Genomic DNA, 17,578 nt, shown 5'->3' with positions numbered 1-17,578 from the left:
AATTTCCGTTGTAACGCGGCAAACGCGTACACTCATTGACGTCATTTACATAAAAAGGTTTGTTTGATGGCCAATAATACCACTGGGTTAACCCGAATTATTAAAGCGGCAGGGTATTCCTGGAAAGGATTCCGGGCGGCATGGGTCAACGAGGCCGCATTTCGTCAGGAAGGCATCGCGGCCATCATTGCCGTGGTGATTGCCTGCTGGTTAGACGTCGATGCCATTACCCGGGTGCTGTTAATTGGCTCGGTCCTGATAGTGATGATAGTTGAAATTATCAACAGCGCGATTGAAGCGGTCGTGGACCGTATCGGCTCTGAGCATCATGAGCTTTCCGGGCGCGCGAAAGACATGGGCTCTGCGGCGGTTTTGCTGGCGATTGTCATCGCGCTGATCACCTGGGGAACCCTTTTATGGGCAAATTACCGCTAACTCCTGTCGTAGCGGCTCGCAAAACGAAAAGAAACTCCTGATTTTTGTGTGAAATGTGGTTCCAAAATCACCGTTAGCTGTATATACTCACAGCATAACTGTATATACACCCAGGGGGCGGAATGAAAGCGTTAACGACCAGGCAGCAAGAGGTGTTTGATCTCATTCGGGATCATATCAGCCAGACGGGCATGCCGCCGACGCGTGCGGAGATTGCTCAGCGCTTGGGGTTCCGTTCCCCAAACGCGGCGGAAGAGCACCTGAAAGCGCTGGCGCGTAAAGGCGCAATCGAAATCGTTTCCGGCGCCTCCCGCGGTATTCGTCTGCTGACGGAAGAAGAAACGGGCCTGCCGCTTATTGGCCGCGTAGCAGCAGGGGAACCGCTGCTGGCCCAGCAGCATATTGAAGGCCACTATCAGGTCGATCCGGCCATGTTTAAACCGAATGCCGATTTTCTGCTGCGCGTCAGTGGTATGTCGATGAAAGACATCGGCATTCTTGATGGCGACCTGCTGGCAGTCCATAAAACTCAGGATGTGCGTAACGGTCAGGTAGTTGTGGCGCGTATTGACGAAGAAGTGACCGTAAAGCGCCTGAAAAAGCAGGGTAACGTCGTCGAACTGCTGCCGGAAAACAGCGAATTTTCGCCAATCGTGGTGGATCTTCGTCAACAAAGTTTCACCATTGAAGGCCTGGCCGTCGGCGTTATTCGCAACGGCAACTGGCAGTAAACTCTTCCTCTCGCGGCATCATCTGATGCATGATGCTGCGTCGTTTTTCCTCTTTTTGGCACTCTCTCCATGTTTTTTAACGCCGCCGACAAAGCCCTGTGGCGCTTAGCGCTGCCCATGATCTTCTCCAATATCACCGTTCCGCTGCTCGGGCTGGTGGACACCGCCGTTATTGGTCATCTCGATAGCCCGGTTTATCTGGGGGGCGTGGCGGTTGGCGCAACGGCAACCAGTTTCCTCTTTATGCTGCTGTTGTTCCTGCGAATGAGTACCACTGGGCTGACGGCCCAGGCGTACGGCGCTAAAGATCCGCAGCGTCTGGCGCGTGCGCTGGTGCAGCCGCTGTGCCTGGCGCTGGCCGCCGGGGCGGCCATTGTGCTCTTGCGGATGCCGTTGATCGACCTGGCGCTGCACATCGTCGGCGGCAGCGAAGCCGTGCTCGAACAGGCCAGACGCTTCCTTGAGATCCGCTGGCTAAGCGCGCCGGCATCGCTGGCGAACCTGGTCCTGCTGGGCTGGCTGCTGGGCGTGCAGTACGCCAGAGCGCCGGTGATCCTGCTGGTGGTCGGCAATGTTCTTAACATTATGCTCGATGTATGGCTGGTGATGGGTCTGCATATGAACGTGCAGGGGGCGGCGCTGGCAACGGTCACGGCAGAATACGCCACTTTCTTTATCGGCCTGCTGATGGCAAGGCGCGTGCTGGCGCTGCGCGGCGTTTCCCTGTTAATGCTAAAAAACGCCTGGCGCGGCGATATACGTCGCCTGCTGGCGCTGAATCGCGACATCATGCTGCGTTCGCTGCTGCTACAGCTTTGCTTCGGTGCGGTAACGGTATTTGGCGCTCGCCTCGGCGCCGATGTCGTCGCGGTCAATGCGGTTCTCATGACGATGCTGACCTTTACCGCCTACGCGCTGGACGGTTTTGCCTACGCCGTTGAGGCGCACTCCGGGCAGGCCTACGGCGCGCGCGACGATAGCCGGCTGCTGGCTGTCTGGCATGCGGCTTGCCGCCAGTCAGGGATAGTGGCGCTGGCGTTTGCGCTGATTTACGGACTTGCCGGCGAACAGATTATTGCGTTGTTGACCTCGCTGCCTTCCCTGCAGCAGCTGGCCGACCGCTATCTGGTCTGGCAGATGATTCTGCCGGTCATTGGCGTCTGGTGCTACCTGCTGGACGGCATGTTTATCGGTGCGACGCGCGGTGCGGAGATGCGTAACAGCATGGCGGTGGCGGCGGCGGGGTTTGCCCTGACGCTATTGACGGTACCCACGCTCGGTAACCATGGACTGTGGCTGGCGCTGACGGTATTTCTCGCTCTGCGCGGCGTTTCCCTGGCAGCGATCTGGCGGCGGCACTGGCGGCGCGGAACCTGGTTTTCGTAATGCATTTAGTACATCTGATGGTTAAAGATTCCGAATAATAAATCTTACTCAGAATACTCATCTATAGTTAAGTCATGTCCGAAACACAGCGGGCTGTTCATTCACCGAACGATAACCGAACGATGAGGAATGCATGATGAATAAAGACGAAATCGGCGGTAACTGGAAACAGTTCAAAGGCAAAGCGAAAGAGAAATGGGGCAAGCTGACTGATGATGACATGACCGTCATTGAGGGTAAGCGTGACCAGCTGGTCGGTAAAATCCAGGAACGTTATGGATATGAAAAAGACCAGGCAGACAAAGAAGTGACCGATTGGGAAACCAAAAACGACTACCGCTGGTAGCGAAAACGTCGTGTTTTAACCCATTGTTATTGCCTGCACGATCGGTACATGGAGGTACTGCTACCCTTGATTCCCGCTGCGGCTAACGCCTCAGCGGGCTTTCTTTTTAATCTGGATGGTATGGTCGTGATGGCAGTGGCCCGGCGTACTGCAGGATTCGACCTCGACGCAGGCAGCGCAGAGGCCGTGAGCTTCAATCACGTTGTGGCGCAGCGCGAATCCCATTCTTGCCGCCAGCGTATGCATTATATCTTCGACGCCTTCCGCGCACTCTTCTTTCACGCCGCCGCAGCGGTCGCAAATAAACATCGCTGAGCTGTGGGTTGGCTGATCGAAAAGGTGGCAGAGCACGTAGCTATTGGTCGATTCCACCTTATGCGCGAACCCCTGCTCCAGTAAAAACTCCAGCGCCCGATAGACGGTCGGCGGTTTAGCCTGGGGCTCTTTTTCACGAAGGAGATCGAGCAGGTCGTAGGCGCTGATTGCCCCTTGCTGCAGGCTCATCAAACGCAATACTTCGAGGCGCTGCGGGGTCAGGCGCACGCCACGCTGCGCGCAGAGCTTTTCAGCATGCGCTAGCATTTGTTGCGAAGTGGTCTTATCCATGAGCGTCCTCTGGTTGCGTGAATCTCAAACTGTTACTTTATCACGATACCGATGAAACGCCGAGACCCGGCGGACTATACCCGTCACACTTCGCGTCACATACGCTTTGGCAGCGTCAATTCGTCCCAGCCGTCACGCTCCTGGGGTCGCTCTGGCTTGCCCCCTTATGCTATACCTGATGCATCTCATTTTCGGGAGAAAACGATGAAACGACCTGATTGCATTCGACACTGGCGTGAACTGGAAGGGGCGGATGATTCCACCTACCCTGACAGTACCGAGCTTTTCTCCATCGGTGCGCCGCTGGCGCGCGGTCTGCGGCTCAATCGCCTGGGGATCCACCATGAGCGCCTGCCGCCCGGGCGCCGCACTTCTTATCCACATGCGGAAAGCGACGAAGAAGAGTTTATCTACGTGCTGGAAGGCTATCCGGAAGTGTGGATTAACGGCTACCTGTGGAAGCTGGAGCCGGGGGATAGCGTCGGTTTTCCTGCCGGAACCGGTATTTGCCACACGTTCCTCAATAACACCGAACAGGAGGTCCGCCTGTTAGTCGTTGGTGAGGCAAACAAGAAATTTAATCGTATCTACTATCCGCTTAACCCCGGCTATGCCGCTACGCGTCAGGATCGCTGGGTTGACCATCCGCCGCAGTTTTTCGGCCCTCACGACGGCAAGCCGCGGAAAAGATAGCGTTTATTGCGGAATGGAAAGGGGGTGCGCCGACGCTATGCGCCAGTGGTTTATCTTTGTGCTATAGTAGCGCCCCTTTTTACCCGGATGCTTATTTATTCGCCATGATGTCAGAATCAACGCCTACTGCTTTTGCTGCCCACCGTTTTTCCATCGCGCCCATGCTCGACTGGACCGACAGACACTGCCGTTATTTTCTGCGTCAGCTGTCGCGCCACACGCTGCTGTATACCGAAATGGTGACCACTGGTGCGATTATTCACGGTAAGGGCGACTATCTGGCCTACAGCGAGGAAGAGCATCCGGTCGCCCTGCAGCTCGGCGGCAGCGATCCGGCTGCGCTGGCGCACTGCGCAAAGCTGGCGCAGGCGCGCGGCTATGATGAAATTAACCTCAACGTCGGCTGTCCGTCCGATCGCGTACAGAACGGTATGTTTGGCGCCTGCCTGATGGGGAACGCGCAGCTGGTGGCTGACTGTATTAAAGCGATGCGCGACGTCGTGTCGATCCCGGTTACGGTAAAAACCCGTATCGGCATTGACGACCAGGACAGCTATGAGTTTCTGTGCGATTTTATCGAAACGGTATCCGGGAAAGGCGAATGCGAGATGTTCATCATCCACGCGCGTAAAGCCTGGCTTTCAGGCCTGAGCCCCAAAGAGAACCGCGAGATCCCGCCGCTGGACTATCCACGCGTTTACCAGCTTAAGCGCGATTTCCCGCATCTGACCATGGCGATCAACGGCGGTATTAAGTCGCTGGAAGAGGCAAAGGAGCATCTTGAGCATATGGACGGCGTGATGGTAGGCCGTGAGGCCTATCAGAATCCGGGTATTCTGGCCTCGGTGGATCGGGAGATTTTCGGCGTGGAAGGCGTCGATGCTGACCCGGTTTCCGTGGTCCGGGCGATGTATCCCTATATCGAACGCGAACTGAGTAACGGAACCTACCTGGGGCACGTAACGCGTCATATGCTGGGGCTCTTCCAGGGCATTCCCGGCGCGCGCCAGTGGCGTCGCTATCTGAGCGAAAATGCGCATAAAGCCGGGGCGGACATCAACGTACTGGAACAGGCGCTGAAACTGGTTGCCGACAAGCGTTAGTTTTTCGCTAAAATCTGGTCAAATTCACCACGCCTGGCACCTGACATGTCGGGCGTTTTTGTTTTTATTCAATAACTTATATTTGGCATGATTTTTGTAATATCCAGCAAGGTAGATTACATTTCTTTAGGGGAAAGACGATGCTGGAACTCTTATTTGTTATTGGCTTTTTTGTCATGCTGTTGGTCACCGGCGTTTCACTGCTGGGAATTATTGCCGCGATTGTGGTCGCGACCGCGCTGATGTTTGTCGGTGGTTTGTTTGCGTTAATGATTAAGCTGCTGCCCTGGCTGCTGCTGGCCGTAGTCGTGGTGTGGGTGATTCGGGCGATAAAATCGCCAACCGGGAACCGTTATCGCGGTAATAACCGCTGGCGTTACTAAGGTATTGAGCGGTATGTCACAACCTGAAGATTTTTGCATAAAACAGCGTAGGCTTTGCTTATTAAATCTGTCACTATTAGCGCGTTAACGAATTCATCGAGCTGTACCCTACATACAGCCGAACAAAAAAAGTAAGGGCTTCCCAGGGGGAAGCCCTAAACTTTTCTTCTTCTCCCGTCATACTTCAGGCTGCAGGGGCGTTGGTTGCTGAGTGACTCGTCTCATCCATGAGACTCGCCCTTACGGACCGTCGCTTTGCGGCGTTCAAATCTGTTTCTGACAGATTTGTCATTCACCCCTGTCACTTACTGTTGTCAGCTCCTGGGGATTCATTCACTTACCCTCTTCCTGTCGCCCGGCTCATTTAGGGAAAAGCCATAACTATGGCAACAGCAAACTCGAGCCCTGCGTCGCCCGGCTTTCCAGCACCTCATGCGCGCGGCGGGCATCGCTCAATGCATATTTCTGACTCTCCGCAACATCCACTTTTATCACCCCGCTGGCGATCAGCGAGAACAGCTCGTTGCTGGCCTCCGTCAGCTCTTCGCGCGTAGTGATATAGCCCTGCAGCGACGGGCGGGTAACGTACAGCGAACCTTTCTGGTTGAGAATGCCGAGATTCACGCCGGTCACCGGGCCCGAAGAGTTGCCGAAGCTCACCATCAGCCCCCGGCGCTGCAGGCAATCAAGAGACGCTTCCCAGGTATCTTTACCGACGGAATCATAAACCACCTGAACTTTCTTACCGTCGGTGATCGCTTTCAGGCGTTCGACGATATTCTCTTCGCGATAGTTAATGATCTGCCAGGCGCCGGCCTGTTTAGCGCGTTCGGCTTTTTGCGCGCTGCCGACGGTACCGATCAGCTTAGCGCCCAGCGCTTTGGCCCACTGACAGGCGATGAGCCCGACACCGCCGGCCGCCGCGTGGAACAGGAACGGCTCGCCTGCTTTGATCTCATAGGTTTTACGCAGCAGGTAATAAACCGTGAGCCCTTTCAGGAACGACGCTGCCGCCTGCTCGAAAGAGATGGCGTCCGGTAAAATAGCGGCCTTATCGGCAGGTACGTTATGCACGGAGCTATAGGCCCCCAGCGCCGATTGCGCGTAGACCACCCGGTCGCCGGCTTTAATATGCTTCACGCCGTTACCGACTTTGCTCACGACGCCAGCGGCTTCGGTGCCGAGGCTGCTCGGCAATGACGGCGGTGGATAGAGGCCGCTGCGGATATAGGTATCAATGTAGTTGATGCCGATGGCCTTGTTCTCTACCTGAATTTCGTGCTCTGCGGGATCTTTCGGCGTGAACTCCACCGCTTGCAGAACATCAGGCCCTCCGTGCTGGTGAAATTCAATTCGTGTTGCCATGCTTCCTCCAGAAATGTGGTAATCTTTCGACCCATTCACTATCTCGGTAACTCCATTCACTATGGCAGGAAATAAACCCTTCAACAAACCACAGACTGAACCCCGCGAGCGAGATTATCAGCTCGATGGGTTAAAGGTCCCGCCGCACTCGATTGAAGCGGAACAGTCGGTGTTGGGCGGTTTAATGCTGGATAACGAACGCTGGGACGACGTTGCCGAGCGCGTTGTTTCGGAAGATTTCTATACTCGCCCGCATCGCCATATTTTCACCGAAATGGCGCGCCTGCAGGAGTCGGGCAGCCCGATCGACCTGATTACGCTCGCCGAATCGCTGGAGCGTCAGGGGCAGCTGGACAGCGTCGGCGGATTCGCCTACCTGGCGGAATTATCGAAAAATACGCCAAGCGCGGCGAACATCAGCGCTTATGCCGATATCGTCCGCGAGCGCGCGGTGGTACGCGAGATGATCTCGGTGGCGAATGAAATCGCCGAAGCCGGTTTCGATCCCCAGGGCCGCACCAGCGAAGATCTGCTCGACCTCGCCGAATCCCGGGTCTTTAAAATCGCCGAAAGCCGCGCGAATAAAGATGAAGGGCCGAAAAATATCGCCGACGTGCTCGACGCCACCGTGGCGCGAATTGAGCAGCTCTTCCAGCAGCCGCATGACGGCGTCACCGGGGTCAATACCGGCTATGACGATCTCAATAAAAAGACCGCCGGTCTTCAGCCGTCGGACCTGATTATTGTCGCCGCGCGTCCATCGATGGGTAAAACGACGTTTGCGATGAACCTCGTGGAAAACGCGGCGATGTTGCAGGATAAACCGGTCCTCATCTTCAGTCTGGAGATGCCCTCGGAGCAGATTATGATGCGTTCTCTGGCCTCGCTGTCGCGCGTTGACCAGACCCGTATTCGAACCGGCCAGCTGGATGATGAAGACTGGGCGCGCATTTCCGGCACCATGGGGATTCTGCTGGAAAAACGCAACATCTATATCGATGACTCCTCCGGCCTGACGCCGACGGAAGTGCGTTCACGCGCGCGGCGTATCGCCCGCGAGCACGGCGGCATCGGCCTGATTATGATCGACTACCTGCAGCTGATGCGCGTGCCGTCGCTCTCCGATAACCGTACGCTGGAAATCGCCGAAATTTCCCGCTCGCTCAAGGCGCTGGCGAAGGAGCTGCAGGTGCCGGTGGTGGCGCTGTCGCAGCTTAACCGCTCCCTGGAACAGCGTGCGGATAAGCGCCCGGTGAACTCCGACCTGCGTGAATCTGGCTCCATTGAGCAGGATGCCGACTTAATCATGTTTATCTACCGTGATGAGGTTTACCACGAAAACAGTGACTTAAAAGGCATCGCCGAAATTATTATTGGTAAACAGCGTAACGGTCCTATCGGGACGGTGCGCCTGACGTTTAACGGTCAGTGGTCGCGTTTTGATAATTATGCTGGGCCACAATACGACGACGAATAAATCTCCGTCATCCTTCATGCCGCAGATGCGTTGACTACGCCTGTTCACCCCGGTCACTTAGTTTACTAAGCTCCCGGGGATTCTCAGGCTTGTCGCCTTCCTGCAACACGAAGGATTTAGGAGATGCTTTTATTAAGGAATTCAAATGCAAGCGGCAACTGTAGTCATTAACCGCCGCGCTCTGCGACACAACCTGCAACGATTACGTGAACTGGCGCCTGCCAGCAAACTGGTTGCGGTGGTGAAAGCGAACGCCTACGGACACGGTCTTCTTGAGACCGCGCGAACGCTCCCGGACGCCGATGCTTTTGGCGTCGCCCGTCTTGAAGAAGCCCTGCGCCTGCGCGCGGGCGGTATCGCCCAGCCGATTCTGCTGCTGGAGGGGTTCTTTGAGGCCGCTGACCTGGCGATTATTTCCGCCCAGCGTCTGCATACTGCGGTACACAGCCCGGAACAGCTGGCGGCGCTGGAAGATGCCGACTTACCCGAACCGATCACCGTATGGATGAAGCTGGATACCGGAATGCACCGATTAGGCGTTCTGCCCGAACAGGCCGAAGCCTTCTATCAGCGCCTGAGCCAGTGTAAAAACGTCCGTCAGCCGGTAAATATCGTCAGCCATTTTGCCCGTGCGGATGAGCCAGAGTGCGGCGCGACCGAACGTCAGCTGGATATCTTTACCACCTTCGCGGAAGGGAAACCGGGGCTGCGTTCTATCGCCGCATCCGGCGGTATATTGCTGTGGCCGCAGTCGCACTTCGACTGGGCGCGTCCGGGGATTATTCTCTACGGCGTGTCGCCGCTCGACGGTGGATCCACCGGCGCGGATTTTGGCTGCCAGCCGGTGATGTCCCTGACCTCCAGCCTGATTGCGGTCCGCGAGCATAAAGCCGGCGAGCCGGTGGGCTACGGCGGAACCTGGATCAGCGAGCGCGATACGCGTTTAGGCGTTGTGGCGATGGGCTATGGCGATGGCTATCCGCGCGCCGCGCCGTCCGGAACGCCGGTGCTGGTTAACGGGCGTGAGGTGCCGATTGTCGGACGCGTGGCGATGGATATGATTTGCGTCGATCTTGGGCCTGAAGCGCAGGATAAGGCTGGCGATGCGGTCGTGCTGTGGGGCGAAGGTTTACCCGTCGAACGTATTGCCGAAATCACAAAAGTAAGTGCTTACGAACTTATTACGCGCCTGACTTCACGGGTGTCGATGAAGTACGTGGATTAACGTTCTTTCTCGTTTGCCCTGGCAGCGTTGCCGGGGCATGGTCCACCAGCCCATCCCGACTTATTCCGTAGAATTGCTGGCTGCCACTTCATTCTATTGGGTCTTCTCCGCGTAGGATTCGTGCGTCGTTATAAAGCCGGTTACGATAATCATTAGGTTGAACAATTGAGTCATCAATGCGTTGCCAAATCTCATCGATTGAATTCGCCACGCTAAACCCGGCGGTTGTGAGTAACTGGCGGATATGTGGGAATTCGTCTTCGTCACAACTGATTGCCAGATAGTTTGCGATGGTGTCTGCTACCAGTTCATATTGCCCTTCTGAATCCAGACGTACCACCTGTGCCTGCTCCAGAGGAATATTATCCGGACCACGCCATAGTCCCACGTACCCCTCATTATCCTCACCAAACCAACTGATAAGTTTATTGGTGGCCTGCATCGCCCTGACGTTGTCAACAATATCGGGATCAGCCCAATCTTTTTCATTTAAATAGCTGGTATCAGACGGCGCTTCCCATTGAGGGTTATCTGTGAGTTCTAACTCAATATATTCAGTAATTTCAGAAAGTTGATTGATTTTCCCACGCAATAGTAATATCTCGGGAGTCATGGCGTTTGTCCTTGTCTGCGGCGTTATAAATCGATTATCAGAGGCGGGTTTAACGTAATTTTTCATCGTATAACCGCTTTCCTTCCAGAGCATTGTAAAATCAACGTCCGCAATCGGGGGGCTATCCATAAATTCCTTATCCTTTTTTACGTCGTGCTGCTCCAGTTTATGAGGCTTTATGCTATAGGGAATAAAGAAGGTCAACATCCCCTCGATCTTCTTTCGCATCCAGTTTATTGTGTTATGACTTGCCTCATGTAAACCTGGAGAAACATCACGTGTTTCAGAAAGTTGACGCCTACGCTGGCGATCCCATTCTCTCCCTGATGGAGCGTTTTAAAGACGATCCACGTAGTGACAAAGTAAACCTCAGCATCGGTCTTTATTACAACGAAGACGGCATTATTCCGCAGCTGCAGGCGGTTGCCGAAGCGGAGGCGCGCCTTAATGCTCAGCCGCACGGCGCCTCAATCTATTTGCCTATGGAAGGACTGAACGCCTACCGTCACGCTATCGCGCCGCTGTTGTTCGGTGCCGATCATCCGGTACTGGCGCAACATCGCGTGGCCTCCATTCAGACGTTGGGCGGCTCCGGCGCCCTGAAAGTCGGCGCTGATTTCCTGAAACGCTACTTCTCGGGCTCGCAGGTGTGGGTTAGCGATCCGACGTGGGAAAACCATATCGCGATATTCGAAGGGGCTGGATTCGAAGTAAGTACTTACCCATGGTTTGATGATAAAACCAATGGCGTGCGTTTTGAGGCGTTCCTGGAAAAACTCAAATCGCTACCGGAGCGCGATATTGTGCTGCTGCATCCGTGCTGCCATAACCCAACGGGAGCCGATCTCAGCAATGCGCAGTGGGACGACGTCGTTGAGGTGCTGAAAGCGCGTCATTTAATTCCTTTCCTCGATATTGCCTATCAGGGCTTTGGCGCCGGCATGGAAGAGGATGCCTACGCTATCCGCGCCATTGCGCGCGCCGGGATCCCGCTGCTGGTGAGCAACTCCTTCTCGAAAATCTTCTCCCTGTATGGTGAACGCGTGGGCGGACTGTCGATCGTCTGTGAAGATGCAGAAACCGCGGGTCGTGTACTGGGGCAATTGAAAGCGACCGTACGGCGCAACTACTCCAGCCCGCCGAACTTTGGCGCGCAGGTCGTGGCGGCGGTACTGGGCGACAGCGAGCTGAAAGCCTCATGGCTGGCGGAAGTGGAAGAGATGCGTACCCGTATTCTGGCCATGCGTCACGAGCTGGTGAATGTGCTGAAAGAGACGGTGCCGGGCGGTGATTTTGACTACCTGCTTAAGCAGCGCGGCATGTTTAGCTATACCGGTTTCAGCCCAGCCCAGGTTGACCGCCTGCGCGATGAGTTCGGTGTCTACCTGATCGCCAGCGGCCGTATGTGCGTAGCCGGGCTGAATTCAGGCAACGTGCGGCGCGTCGCGCAGGCATTTGCTGCTGTAATATAAGTTTTTCCTGACCTTTTTTGCCCGCGTCAAATCATGACGCGGGTAATTCCCTACCTGAAGTGTGATCATTCTCTTTTTATATGACATCAGAGCAGAAAAATCTTCCTATCCGCGCCAGCGGGGGGTAAGGTCTTGATGCATTAATAAGCGTACACATTATTGAAAATTATAACGATTCGATTATTTAGGGAAAAATATGCGCAAGATCACCCTGGCCTTTGGGGCCGTCTGCTTACTGTTCACGCTAAATAGCTCCGTCGTTGCTCGCGCTTCCACACCGCAGCCGCTGTGGACGGGCACCAATATGGCGAAACTCGCCGAACAGGCGCCGATCCATTGGGTTTCCGTGGCCCAGATTGAAAATAGCCTGTTGGGGCGCCAGCCGATGGCCGTCGGTTTTGATATTGATGATACCGTCCTGTTTTCCAGCCCGGGCTTCTGGCGCGGGCAGAAAACCTATTCCCCCGGCAGCGATGATTACCTGAAAAATCCGGAGTTCTGGGAAAAAATGAACAACGGCTGGGATGAATTCAGCATGCCGAAAGAGGTGGCGCGCCAGCTGATTGCGATGCACGTGAAGCGCGGCGATAGCATCTATTTTGTGACCGGACGTAGCCAGACCAAAACCGAAACGGTAACGAAAACCCTACAGGATGATTTTCTCATCCCGGCAGCGAATATGAACCCGGTTATTTTTGCTGGCGATAAGCCCGGTCAGAACACCAAAACGCAGTGGCTACAGGAGAAAGGGATCAAAGTCTTCTACGGCGATTCGGATAACGATATCTCCGCCGCCCGAGAGGTAGGCGCGCGTGGGATCCGTATATTGCGAGCCTCGAATTCCTCCTATAAACCGCTGCCGATGGCGGGCGCTCAGGGCGAAGAGGTCATTGTGAATTCAGAATATTAAGCCATCCATCGGCGTAAACATCATTAGCTCAAACGGCAGCCGACGCGCTGCCGTTTTTTTGTGCAAAATAGCGCGTCGGAGGTTTTACCTTTTCGCTTATTGCTGCACACTTAGGAAGGTTGATCGGTAAAAGGAGCGGTTTATGTGGCATCAGCAAACTCTGACCTTAGGCCCGAAATCTCGGGGCTTTCATCTGGTCACTGATGAGGTTTTAAGCCAGATTCCCCAGCTTTCGGGAGTTAAAACTGGCCTGCTGCATTTGCTGCTCCAGCATACATCTGCTTCCCTGACGCTAAATGAAAACTGCGATCCGACCGTCCGCTACGATATGGAACAACATTTTCTGCATGCCGTACCGGATAATGCGCCGTATGAACACGATTATGAAGGTCCTGATGATATGCCCTCGCACATTAAATCTTCGATGCTGGGCGTATCGCTGATGCTGCCCGTTCAGGACGGACGCGTCAGGCTGGGGACCTGGCAGGGGATCTGGCTAGGGGAGCATCGTATTCACGGCGGATCGCGCCATATCATCGCGACGCTAATGGGGGAATAAAAATGACAATTTCGGATTTATTGCAGTACTGCATGGCAAAGCCGGGCGCTGAACAAAGCGTACATAGCGACTGGAAAGCGACGCAGATCAAAGCGGCGGACGTCCTGTTTGCGATGGTAAAAGAGGTGGAGGACAATCGGCCTGCGGTATCGTTAAAAACCAGCCCCGAGCTTGCGGAACTGCTAAGGCAGCAGCATCGCGATGTTCGCCCCAGCAAACACCTTAATAAAGCCCACTGGAGTACGGTGTTTCTGGATGGCTCCCTGCCTGATTCGCAAATTTACTACCTGGTGGATGCTTCATACCAGCAGGCGCTTGATTCTCTTTCCGAGGCTAAGCGTAAACTATTGCCATAGCGTTAAATCCTCCCCAGCAGCGCCAGCAGGGTCACATCAAACAGGCGAAGCAGCGTGGAGTGCAGGTGCGTCTGCATGGCGATCTGTTCATTGCTGGCGCGAATGCTGGCAATATCGCGCTGCCCTTCGAGGAGCAGAATGAGGTCGTCCTGACTTAACCAGCCGCGCGCTTTCTCCTGTAATGCCTGAAGCGTGAGCATTCCGGCGTCGCGAATGCCGCTGTCTTCATCATTTACTATCGCCTCCATAAGCTGTAGCCATTCTGCCGTATTCACGCCTGCGCCGGTCACTTGGGCGCTGACTTCTTTAATGATGGACATGGTTATCTCCCTGAACGCAGCTGTTCGCCGCTGATGGCCTGCTGATAAAGATATTCCGTTTGTTGCGCCAGAGCTCCGGCCGCGAAGGGCGTCAGCGCTGCATCCTGGCGGGAAACATGCGTGTAAAGCCGCTGATAATTCTTCTCCAGCACGCGCAGATTATTCTGCCGCAGCGCATCACCGTCGCTTAATGCCAGGCTAAATAGCTGACGAATCTGGCGATCCTCTTGTCTTAATAAGCGTTGGTCGACCGGCGCTGTCGCCGCATCGCTGATGAACTGCAGATGACGCTGTTCCAGCATCAATAGCTGCTGATGGGCCGTATTGCTGTAGCCGTCTACCCAGCTGCAGGCGGTCGTCACCAATAGCGCCGCGATAAGAGTGAATTGATAAAATCCGTGTTTGAAAGACATGATGCATCCTGCAATTTATGGCCGTGACGCTATCTGATGACAGATGTCGTGCGGCCGCAAATCACAAAATATCAGCGGGAGAAAAATGAGAGGAAATGATGCCTCTTCCCGGGACGAGAAGAGGCAGGTGAGGTTACTTCAGCATGGGCTTGAGGAAGCGAGCGGTATATGAAGCCTCGCATTCGGCGACCGTTTCCGGGGTTCCGGAAACGAGGATCTCTCCGCCGCCGCTTCCGCCTTCCGGCCCAAGGTCAACGATCCAGTCAGCCGTTTTGATGACATCCAGGTTATGCTCAATCACCACGATGGTATTACCCTGATCGCGCAGCTGATGCAGTACTTCCAGCAGCTGCTGAATATCGGCAAAGTGCAGACCGGTGGTCGGTTCATCAAGGATATACAGCGTCTGCCCGGTACCGCGTTTGGACAGCTCGCGCGCCAGCTTGACGCGCTGGGCCTCGCCGCCGGAGAGCGTAGTCGCCGACTGGCCAAGGCGAATATAGGTCAGCCCGACGTCCATCAGCGTTTGCAGCTTACGCGCCAGCGCCGGAACCGCATCGAAGAACTCACGGGCTTCTTCAATGGTCATATCCAGCACTTCATGAATCGTTTTGCCTTTGTACTTAATCTCCAGCGTTTCGCGGTTATAGCGTTTGCCTTTGCACTGGTCGCACGGTACGTAGATATCCGGCAGGAAGTGCATCTCGACTTTGATTACGCCGTCGCCCTGGCAGGCTTCACAGCGGCCGCCGCGCACGTTAAAGCTGAAGCGGCCCGGCGTGTAGCCACGCGAACGTGATTCAGGTACGCCGGCAAACAGTTCACGGACCGGAGTAAAGACGCCGGTATAGGTGGCCGGGTTGGAGCGCGGCGTACGACCGATTGGGCTCTGGTCGATGTCGATCACTTTATCGAAATGTTCCAGACCCTGTACATCGCGGTACGGCGCCGGTTCCGCAATGGTGGCACCGTTGAGCTGGCGCTGGGCAATCGGGAACAGCGTGTCATTGATCAGCGTGGATTTACCCGACCCTGAAACGCCGGTAATACAGGTGAAGAGCCCCACCGGCAGCGTCAGCGTTACGTCTTTCAGGTTGTTACCGCGCGCGCCGGACAGCTTCAGCACTTTCTCTGGATTCGCGGGTACGCGCTGTTTCGGCACCTCAATTTTACGCTTGCCGCTCATGAACTGGCCGGTCAGTGATTCCGGCACCGCCATGATATCTTCCAGCTTACCCTCGGCAACGACCTGACCGCCGTGCACGCCGGCGCCAGGGCCGATATCGATAACGTGGTCAGCGGCGCGAATAGCGTCTTCATCGTGCTCAACGACAATCACTGTGTTGCCGAGATTACGCAGGTGGATAAGGGTTCCCAGCAGGCGTTCGTTATCGCGCTGGTGCAGACCGATAGAGGGCTCATCCAATACGTACATCACGCCGACCAGGCCTGCGCCGATCTGGCTGGCGAGGCGGATACGCTGCGCTTCGCCGCCGGAGAGGGTCTCCGCCGAACGGGAGAGCGTCAGGTAGTTCAGGCCGACATTGACGAGGAATTTCAGACGATCGCCAATCTCTTTCAGTACTTTTTCGGCAATTTGCGCGCGCTGGCCGGAGAGCTTCAGGTTGTTGAAGAAGTCCATCGCGTGGCCGATGCTCATGTCTGAGATGGTCGGCAGCGGCGTATTTTCCACAAACACGTGCCGCGCTTCGCGCTTAAGGCGCGTCCCTTCACAGCTGGCGCAGGGACGATTGCTAATGAATTTAGCTAACTCTTCGCGTACTGCGCTGGATTCCGTCTCTTTATAACGGCGCTCCATATTATGCAGCACGCCTTCAAACGGATGGCGGCGTACGGAGGTATCGCCGCGATCGTTCATATATTTGAATTCAATATTCTCTTTGCCTGAACCGTACAGCACGACCTTTTGTACGCTGGTATTGAGCGTGCCCCAGGGCGCTTCAACGTCGAATTCATAATGTTCCGCCAGCGACTTCAGCATCTGGAAGTAGTAAAAATTGCGCCGATCCCAGCCGCGAATCGCTCCGCCCGCCAGCGACAGCTCAGGGTTCTGAATCACGCGCTCCGGATCGAAATACTGCTGGACGCCGAGGCCGTCGCAGGTCGGGCAAGCGCCTGCCGGGTTGTTGAAGGAGAACAGGCGCGGTTCCAGTTCGCGCATGCTGTAGCCGCAAATCGGGCAGGCGAAGTTGGCGGAAAACAGCAGCTCTTCGGCTTTCGGATCGTCCATATTGGCGACGATGGCGGTGCCGCCCGACAGCTCCAGCGCGGTCTCAAAGGACTCGGCCAGACGCGTGCTGAGATCGTCGCGGACCTTAAAGCGGTCGATCACGACTTCGATGGTATGTTTCTTTTGCAGCTCCAGCTTCGGCGGATCGGAGAGATCGCAGACTTCGCCGTCGATCCTCGCGCGGATATAGCCCTGCCCGGCGAGGTTTTCCAGCGTTTTGTTATGTTCGCCTTTGCGCTCTTTAATGATCGGCGCCAGCAGCATCAGGCGCTGACCTTCAGGCTGGGAGAGAACATTATCCACCATCTGGCTCACGGTTTGCGCCGCCAGCGGCACATCGTGATCCGGGCAGCGGGGCTCGCCGACGCGCGCGTACAGCAGGCGCAGATAGTCGTGAATTTCGGTAATGGTGCCTACCGTAGAGCGGGGGTTGTGGGACGTTGATTTCTGTTCAATGGAAATCGCCGGCGACAGCCCTTCAATATGGTCGACGTCGGGCTTCTCCATCAGCGACAGGAACTGCCGCGCGTAGGCGGAGAGCGATTCAACGTAGCGACGCTGCCCTTCGGCATACAACGTGTCGAAAGCCAGTGAGGATTTGCCTGAACCCGAAAGCCCGGTGACGACAATGAGTTTGTCGCGCGGGATGACGAGGTTGATATTTTTGAGATTATGGGTGCGGGCGCCCCGAACTTCGATCTTATCCATTCACCTTTCCCGGTAGATACGCGGATTGCCTGGTTTGTTAGAAGGACAAACGGCAGAAACGGCTAATTATGACACAATTTGACCTGTTTGAATATACAGTATTGGAATGCATTTTCCGGCGAGGTATGCAAAAATGTCGTACCGCGAGAGTTCTCTGGAACATACTTCCCAGCTATCAACATAGCACCTGGAAATGGTACACTCGCGCGTTTACACTATTAAGAAA

The 17,578-nt window shown here is 55.4% G+C and carries 19 protein-coding genes; 13 read left to right on the top strand and 6 right to left on the bottom strand.

Translation table 11 applies throughout. The features are described from left to right. The first annotated feature begins 66 nt into the window (after positions 1–66). The 4 genes from KO1_RS22720 (at position 67) to KO1_RS22705 (ending at position 2,898) form a co-directional block, all read left to right on the top strand. A complete protein-coding gene (locus KO1_RS22720; RefSeq protein WP_023320174.1) occupies positions 67–435 on the top strand; it encodes a diacylglycerol kinase in 369 nt (122 codons plus the stop codon). Between the two features lie 122 nt (positions 436–557). Next, the gene (lexA, locus tag KO1_RS22715) at positions 558–1,166 is read left to right on the top strand and encodes a transcriptional repressor LexA (RefSeq protein WP_004109543.1); all 609 of its coding nucleotides are present in this window, start codon (positions 558–560) and stop codon (positions 1,164–1,166) included. Positions 1,167–1,235: 69 nt separating this feature from the next. Continuing rightward, the gene (dinF, locus tag KO1_RS22710; protein WP_023320175.1) at positions 1,236–2,552 is read left to right on the top strand and encodes an MATE family efflux transporter DinF; all 1,317 of its coding nucleotides are present in this window, start codon (positions 1,236–1,238) and stop codon (positions 2,550–2,552) included. 136 nt (positions 2,553–2,688) lie between these two features. Next, positions 2,689–2,898, top strand: coding sequence for a CsbD family protein (locus KO1_RS22705; protein ID WP_016808435.1), 210 nt, complete (start codon positions 2,689–2,691; stop codon positions 2,896–2,898). A 90-nt stretch (positions 2,899–2,988) separates the two neighbouring features. On the opposite strand, the gene zur is transcribed toward KO1_RS22705, so the two are convergent. Beyond that, the gene (zur, locus tag KO1_RS22700) at positions 2,989–3,504 is read right to left on the bottom strand and encodes a zinc uptake transcriptional repressor Zur (protein ID WP_004109534.1); all 516 of its coding nucleotides are present in this window, start codon (positions 3,502–3,504) and stop codon (positions 2,989–2,991) included. Positions 3,505–3,708: 204 nt separating this feature from the next. On the opposite strand from zur, the gene KO1_RS22695 reads away from it, so the two are divergent. The 3 genes from KO1_RS22695 to pspG all read left to right on the top strand — a co-directional run bounded on the left by KO1_RS22695 (position 3,709) and on the right by pspG (position 5,683). Further along, positions 3,709–4,197 carry a cupin domain-containing protein gene (locus KO1_RS22695; protein WP_004117232.1) on the top strand — a complete coding sequence of 163 codons (489 nt, stop codon included), beginning with the start codon at positions 3,709–3,711 and terminating at the stop codon, positions 4,195–4,197. A gap of 104 nt (positions 4,198–4,301) precedes the next feature. Beyond that, complete coding sequence (dusA, locus tag KO1_RS22690) at positions 4,302–5,300, top strand: tRNA dihydrouridine(20/20a) synthase DusA (RefSeq protein ID WP_016808434.1); 999 nt, start codon at positions 4,302–4,304, stop codon at positions 5,298–5,300. A 140-nt stretch (positions 5,301–5,440) separates the two neighbouring features. Beyond that, positions 5,441–5,683 (top strand): envelope stress response protein PspG, encoded by a 243-nt coding sequence (gene pspG, locus KO1_RS22685; protein WP_004109526.1) that lies wholly within the window; start codon positions 5,441–5,443, stop codon positions 5,681–5,683. A gap of 381 nt (positions 5,684–6,064) precedes the next feature. Here pspG and KO1_RS22680 read toward each other — a convergent pair whose 3' ends face one another. Continuing rightward, complete coding sequence (locus KO1_RS22680) at positions 6,065–7,048, bottom strand: quinone oxidoreductase (RefSeq protein ID WP_016808433.1); 984 nt, start codon at positions 7,046–7,048, stop codon at positions 6,065–6,067. Positions 7,049–7,109: 61 nt separating this feature from the next. Here KO1_RS22680 and dnaB point away from each other — a divergent pair, with 61 nt between their 5' ends. Next, complete coding sequence (gene dnaB / locus KO1_RS22675; RefSeq protein ID WP_004097788.1) at positions 7,110–8,525, top strand: replicative DNA helicase; 1,416 nt, start codon at positions 7,110–7,112, stop codon at positions 8,523–8,525. Between the two features lie 145 nt (positions 8,526–8,670). After that, positions 8,671–9,750, top strand: a complete 1,080-nt coding sequence (gene alr, locus KO1_RS22670) for an alanine racemase (protein ID WP_004109522.1) — start codon at positions 8,671–8,673, stop codon at positions 9,748–9,750. 88 nt (positions 9,751–9,838) lie between these two features. Here alr and KO1_RS22665 read toward each other — a convergent pair whose 3' ends face one another. Then, positions 9,839–10,570, bottom strand: a complete 732-nt coding sequence (locus KO1_RS22665) for a hypothetical protein (protein WP_224227098.1) — start codon at positions 10,568–10,570, stop codon at positions 9,839–9,841. A gap of 71 nt (positions 10,571–10,641) precedes the next feature. Between KO1_RS22665 and tyrB the strand changes: the two genes are divergently transcribed. The 4 genes from tyrB to KO1_RS22645 all read left to right on the top strand — a co-directional run bounded on the left by tyrB (position 10,642) and on the right by KO1_RS22645 (position 13,660). After that, positions 10,642–11,835: an aromatic amino acid transaminase gene (gene tyrB / locus KO1_RS22660; protein ID WP_004109518.1), complete on the top strand. Its 1,194-nt coding sequence runs from the start codon at positions 10,642–10,644 to the stop codon at positions 11,833–11,835. Between the two features lie 196 nt (positions 11,836–12,031). Next, positions 12,032–12,745: an acid phosphatase AphA gene (aphA, locus tag KO1_RS22655; RefSeq protein ID WP_004109510.1), complete on the top strand. Its 714-nt coding sequence runs from the start codon at positions 12,032–12,034 to the stop codon at positions 12,743–12,745. 142 nt (positions 12,746–12,887) lie between these two features. Beyond that, the gene (locus tag KO1_RS22650) at positions 12,888–13,304 is read left to right on the top strand and encodes a secondary thiamine-phosphate synthase enzyme YjbQ (protein WP_004109507.1); all 417 of its coding nucleotides are present in this window, start codon (positions 12,888–12,890) and stop codon (positions 13,302–13,304) included. Between the two features lie 2 nt (positions 13,305–13,306). After that, the gene (locus tag KO1_RS22645) at positions 13,307–13,660 is read left to right on the top strand and encodes an MmcQ/YjbR family DNA-binding protein (RefSeq protein ID WP_004097793.1); all 354 of its coding nucleotides are present in this window, start codon (positions 13,307–13,309) and stop codon (positions 13,658–13,660) included. Positions 13,661–13,662: 2 nt separating this feature from the next. Here KO1_RS22645 and KO1_RS22640 read toward each other — a convergent pair whose 3' ends face one another. From KO1_RS22640 to uvrA, 3 genes are all read right to left on the bottom strand, one after another. Next, positions 13,663–13,980 (bottom strand): hypothetical protein, encoded by a 318-nt coding sequence (locus KO1_RS22640; protein ID WP_004109504.1) that lies wholly within the window; start codon positions 13,978–13,980, stop codon positions 13,663–13,665. A gap of 2 nt (positions 13,981–13,982) precedes the next feature. Next, positions 13,983–14,393, bottom strand: a complete 411-nt coding sequence (locus KO1_RS22635) for a hypothetical protein (protein ID WP_017145123.1) — start codon at positions 14,391–14,393, stop codon at positions 13,983–13,985. A 133-nt stretch (positions 14,394–14,526) separates the two neighbouring features. Next, complete coding sequence (uvrA, locus tag KO1_RS22630) at positions 14,527–17,352, bottom strand: excinuclease ABC subunit UvrA (RefSeq protein ID WP_004109498.1); 2,826 nt, start codon at positions 17,350–17,352, stop codon at positions 14,527–14,529. Between the last annotated feature and the right edge of the window lie 226 nt (positions 17,353–17,578).

This window comes from Klebsiella oxytoca NBRC 105695, assembly GCF_001598695.1.
Lineage (GTDB): Bacteria > Pseudomonadota > Gammaproteobacteria > Enterobacterales > Enterobacteriaceae > Klebsiella > Klebsiella oxytoca.
The sequence above is the reverse complement of the archived record's forward strand: the minus strand, read 5'-3'. Positions and strand labels throughout refer to the sequence as shown.

Coding starts and splice junctions, on each gene's coding strand:
- KO1_RS22720 (WP_023320174.1), top strand. CDS start 67: ATGGCCAATAATACCACTGGGTTAACCCGAATTATTAAAGCGGCAGGG.
- lexA (WP_004109543.1), top strand. CDS start 558: ATGAAAGCGTTAACGACCAGGCAGCAAGAGGTGTTTGATCTCATTCGG.
- dinF (WP_023320175.1), top strand. CDS start 1,236: ATGTTTTTTAACGCCGCCGACAAAGCCCTGTGGCGCTTAGCGCTGCCC.
- KO1_RS22705 (WP_016808435.1), top strand. CDS start 2,689: ATGAATAAAGACGAAATCGGCGGTAACTGGAAACAGTTCAAAGGCAAA.
- zur (WP_004109534.1), bottom strand. CDS start 3,504: ATGGATAAGACCACTTCGCAACAAATGCTAGCGCATGCTGAAAAGCTC.
- KO1_RS22695 (WP_004117232.1), top strand. CDS start 3,709: ATGAAACGACCTGATTGCATTCGACACTGGCGTGAACTGGAAGGGGCG.
- dusA (WP_016808434.1), top strand. CDS start 4,302: ATGATGTCAGAATCAACGCCTACTGCTTTTGCTGCCCACCGTTTTTCC.
- pspG (WP_004109526.1), top strand. CDS start 5,441: ATGCTGGAACTCTTATTTGTTATTGGCTTTTTTGTCATGCTGTTGGTC.
- KO1_RS22680 (WP_016808433.1), bottom strand. CDS start 7,048: ATGGCAACACGAATTGAATTTCACCAGCACGGAGGGCCTGATGTTCTG.
- dnaB (WP_004097788.1), top strand. CDS start 7,110: ATGGCAGGAAATAAACCCTTCAACAAACCACAGACTGAACCCCGCGAG.
- alr (WP_004109522.1), top strand. CDS start 8,671: ATGCAAGCGGCAACTGTAGTCATTAACCGCCGCGCTCTGCGACACAAC.
- KO1_RS22665 (WP_224227098.1), bottom strand. CDS start 10,570: ATGTTGACCTTCTTTATTCCCTATAGCATAAAGCCTCATAAACTGGAG.
- aphA (WP_004109510.1), top strand. CDS start 12,032: ATGCGCAAGATCACCCTGGCCTTTGGGGCCGTCTGCTTACTGTTCACG.
- KO1_RS22650 (WP_004109507.1), top strand. CDS start 12,888: ATGTGGCATCAGCAAACTCTGACCTTAGGCCCGAAATCTCGGGGCTTT.
- KO1_RS22645 (WP_004097793.1), top strand. CDS start 13,307: ATGACAATTTCGGATTTATTGCAGTACTGCATGGCAAAGCCGGGCGCT.
- KO1_RS22640 (WP_004109504.1), bottom strand. CDS start 13,980: ATGTCCATCATTAAAGAAGTCAGCGCCCAAGTGACCGGCGCAGGCGTG.
- KO1_RS22635 (WP_017145123.1), bottom strand. CDS start 14,393: ATGTCTTTCAAACACGGATTTTATCAATTCACTCTTATCGCGGCGCTA.
- uvrA (WP_004109498.1), bottom strand. CDS start 17,352: ATGGATAAGATCGAAGTTCGGGGCGCCCGCACCCATAATCTCAAAAAT.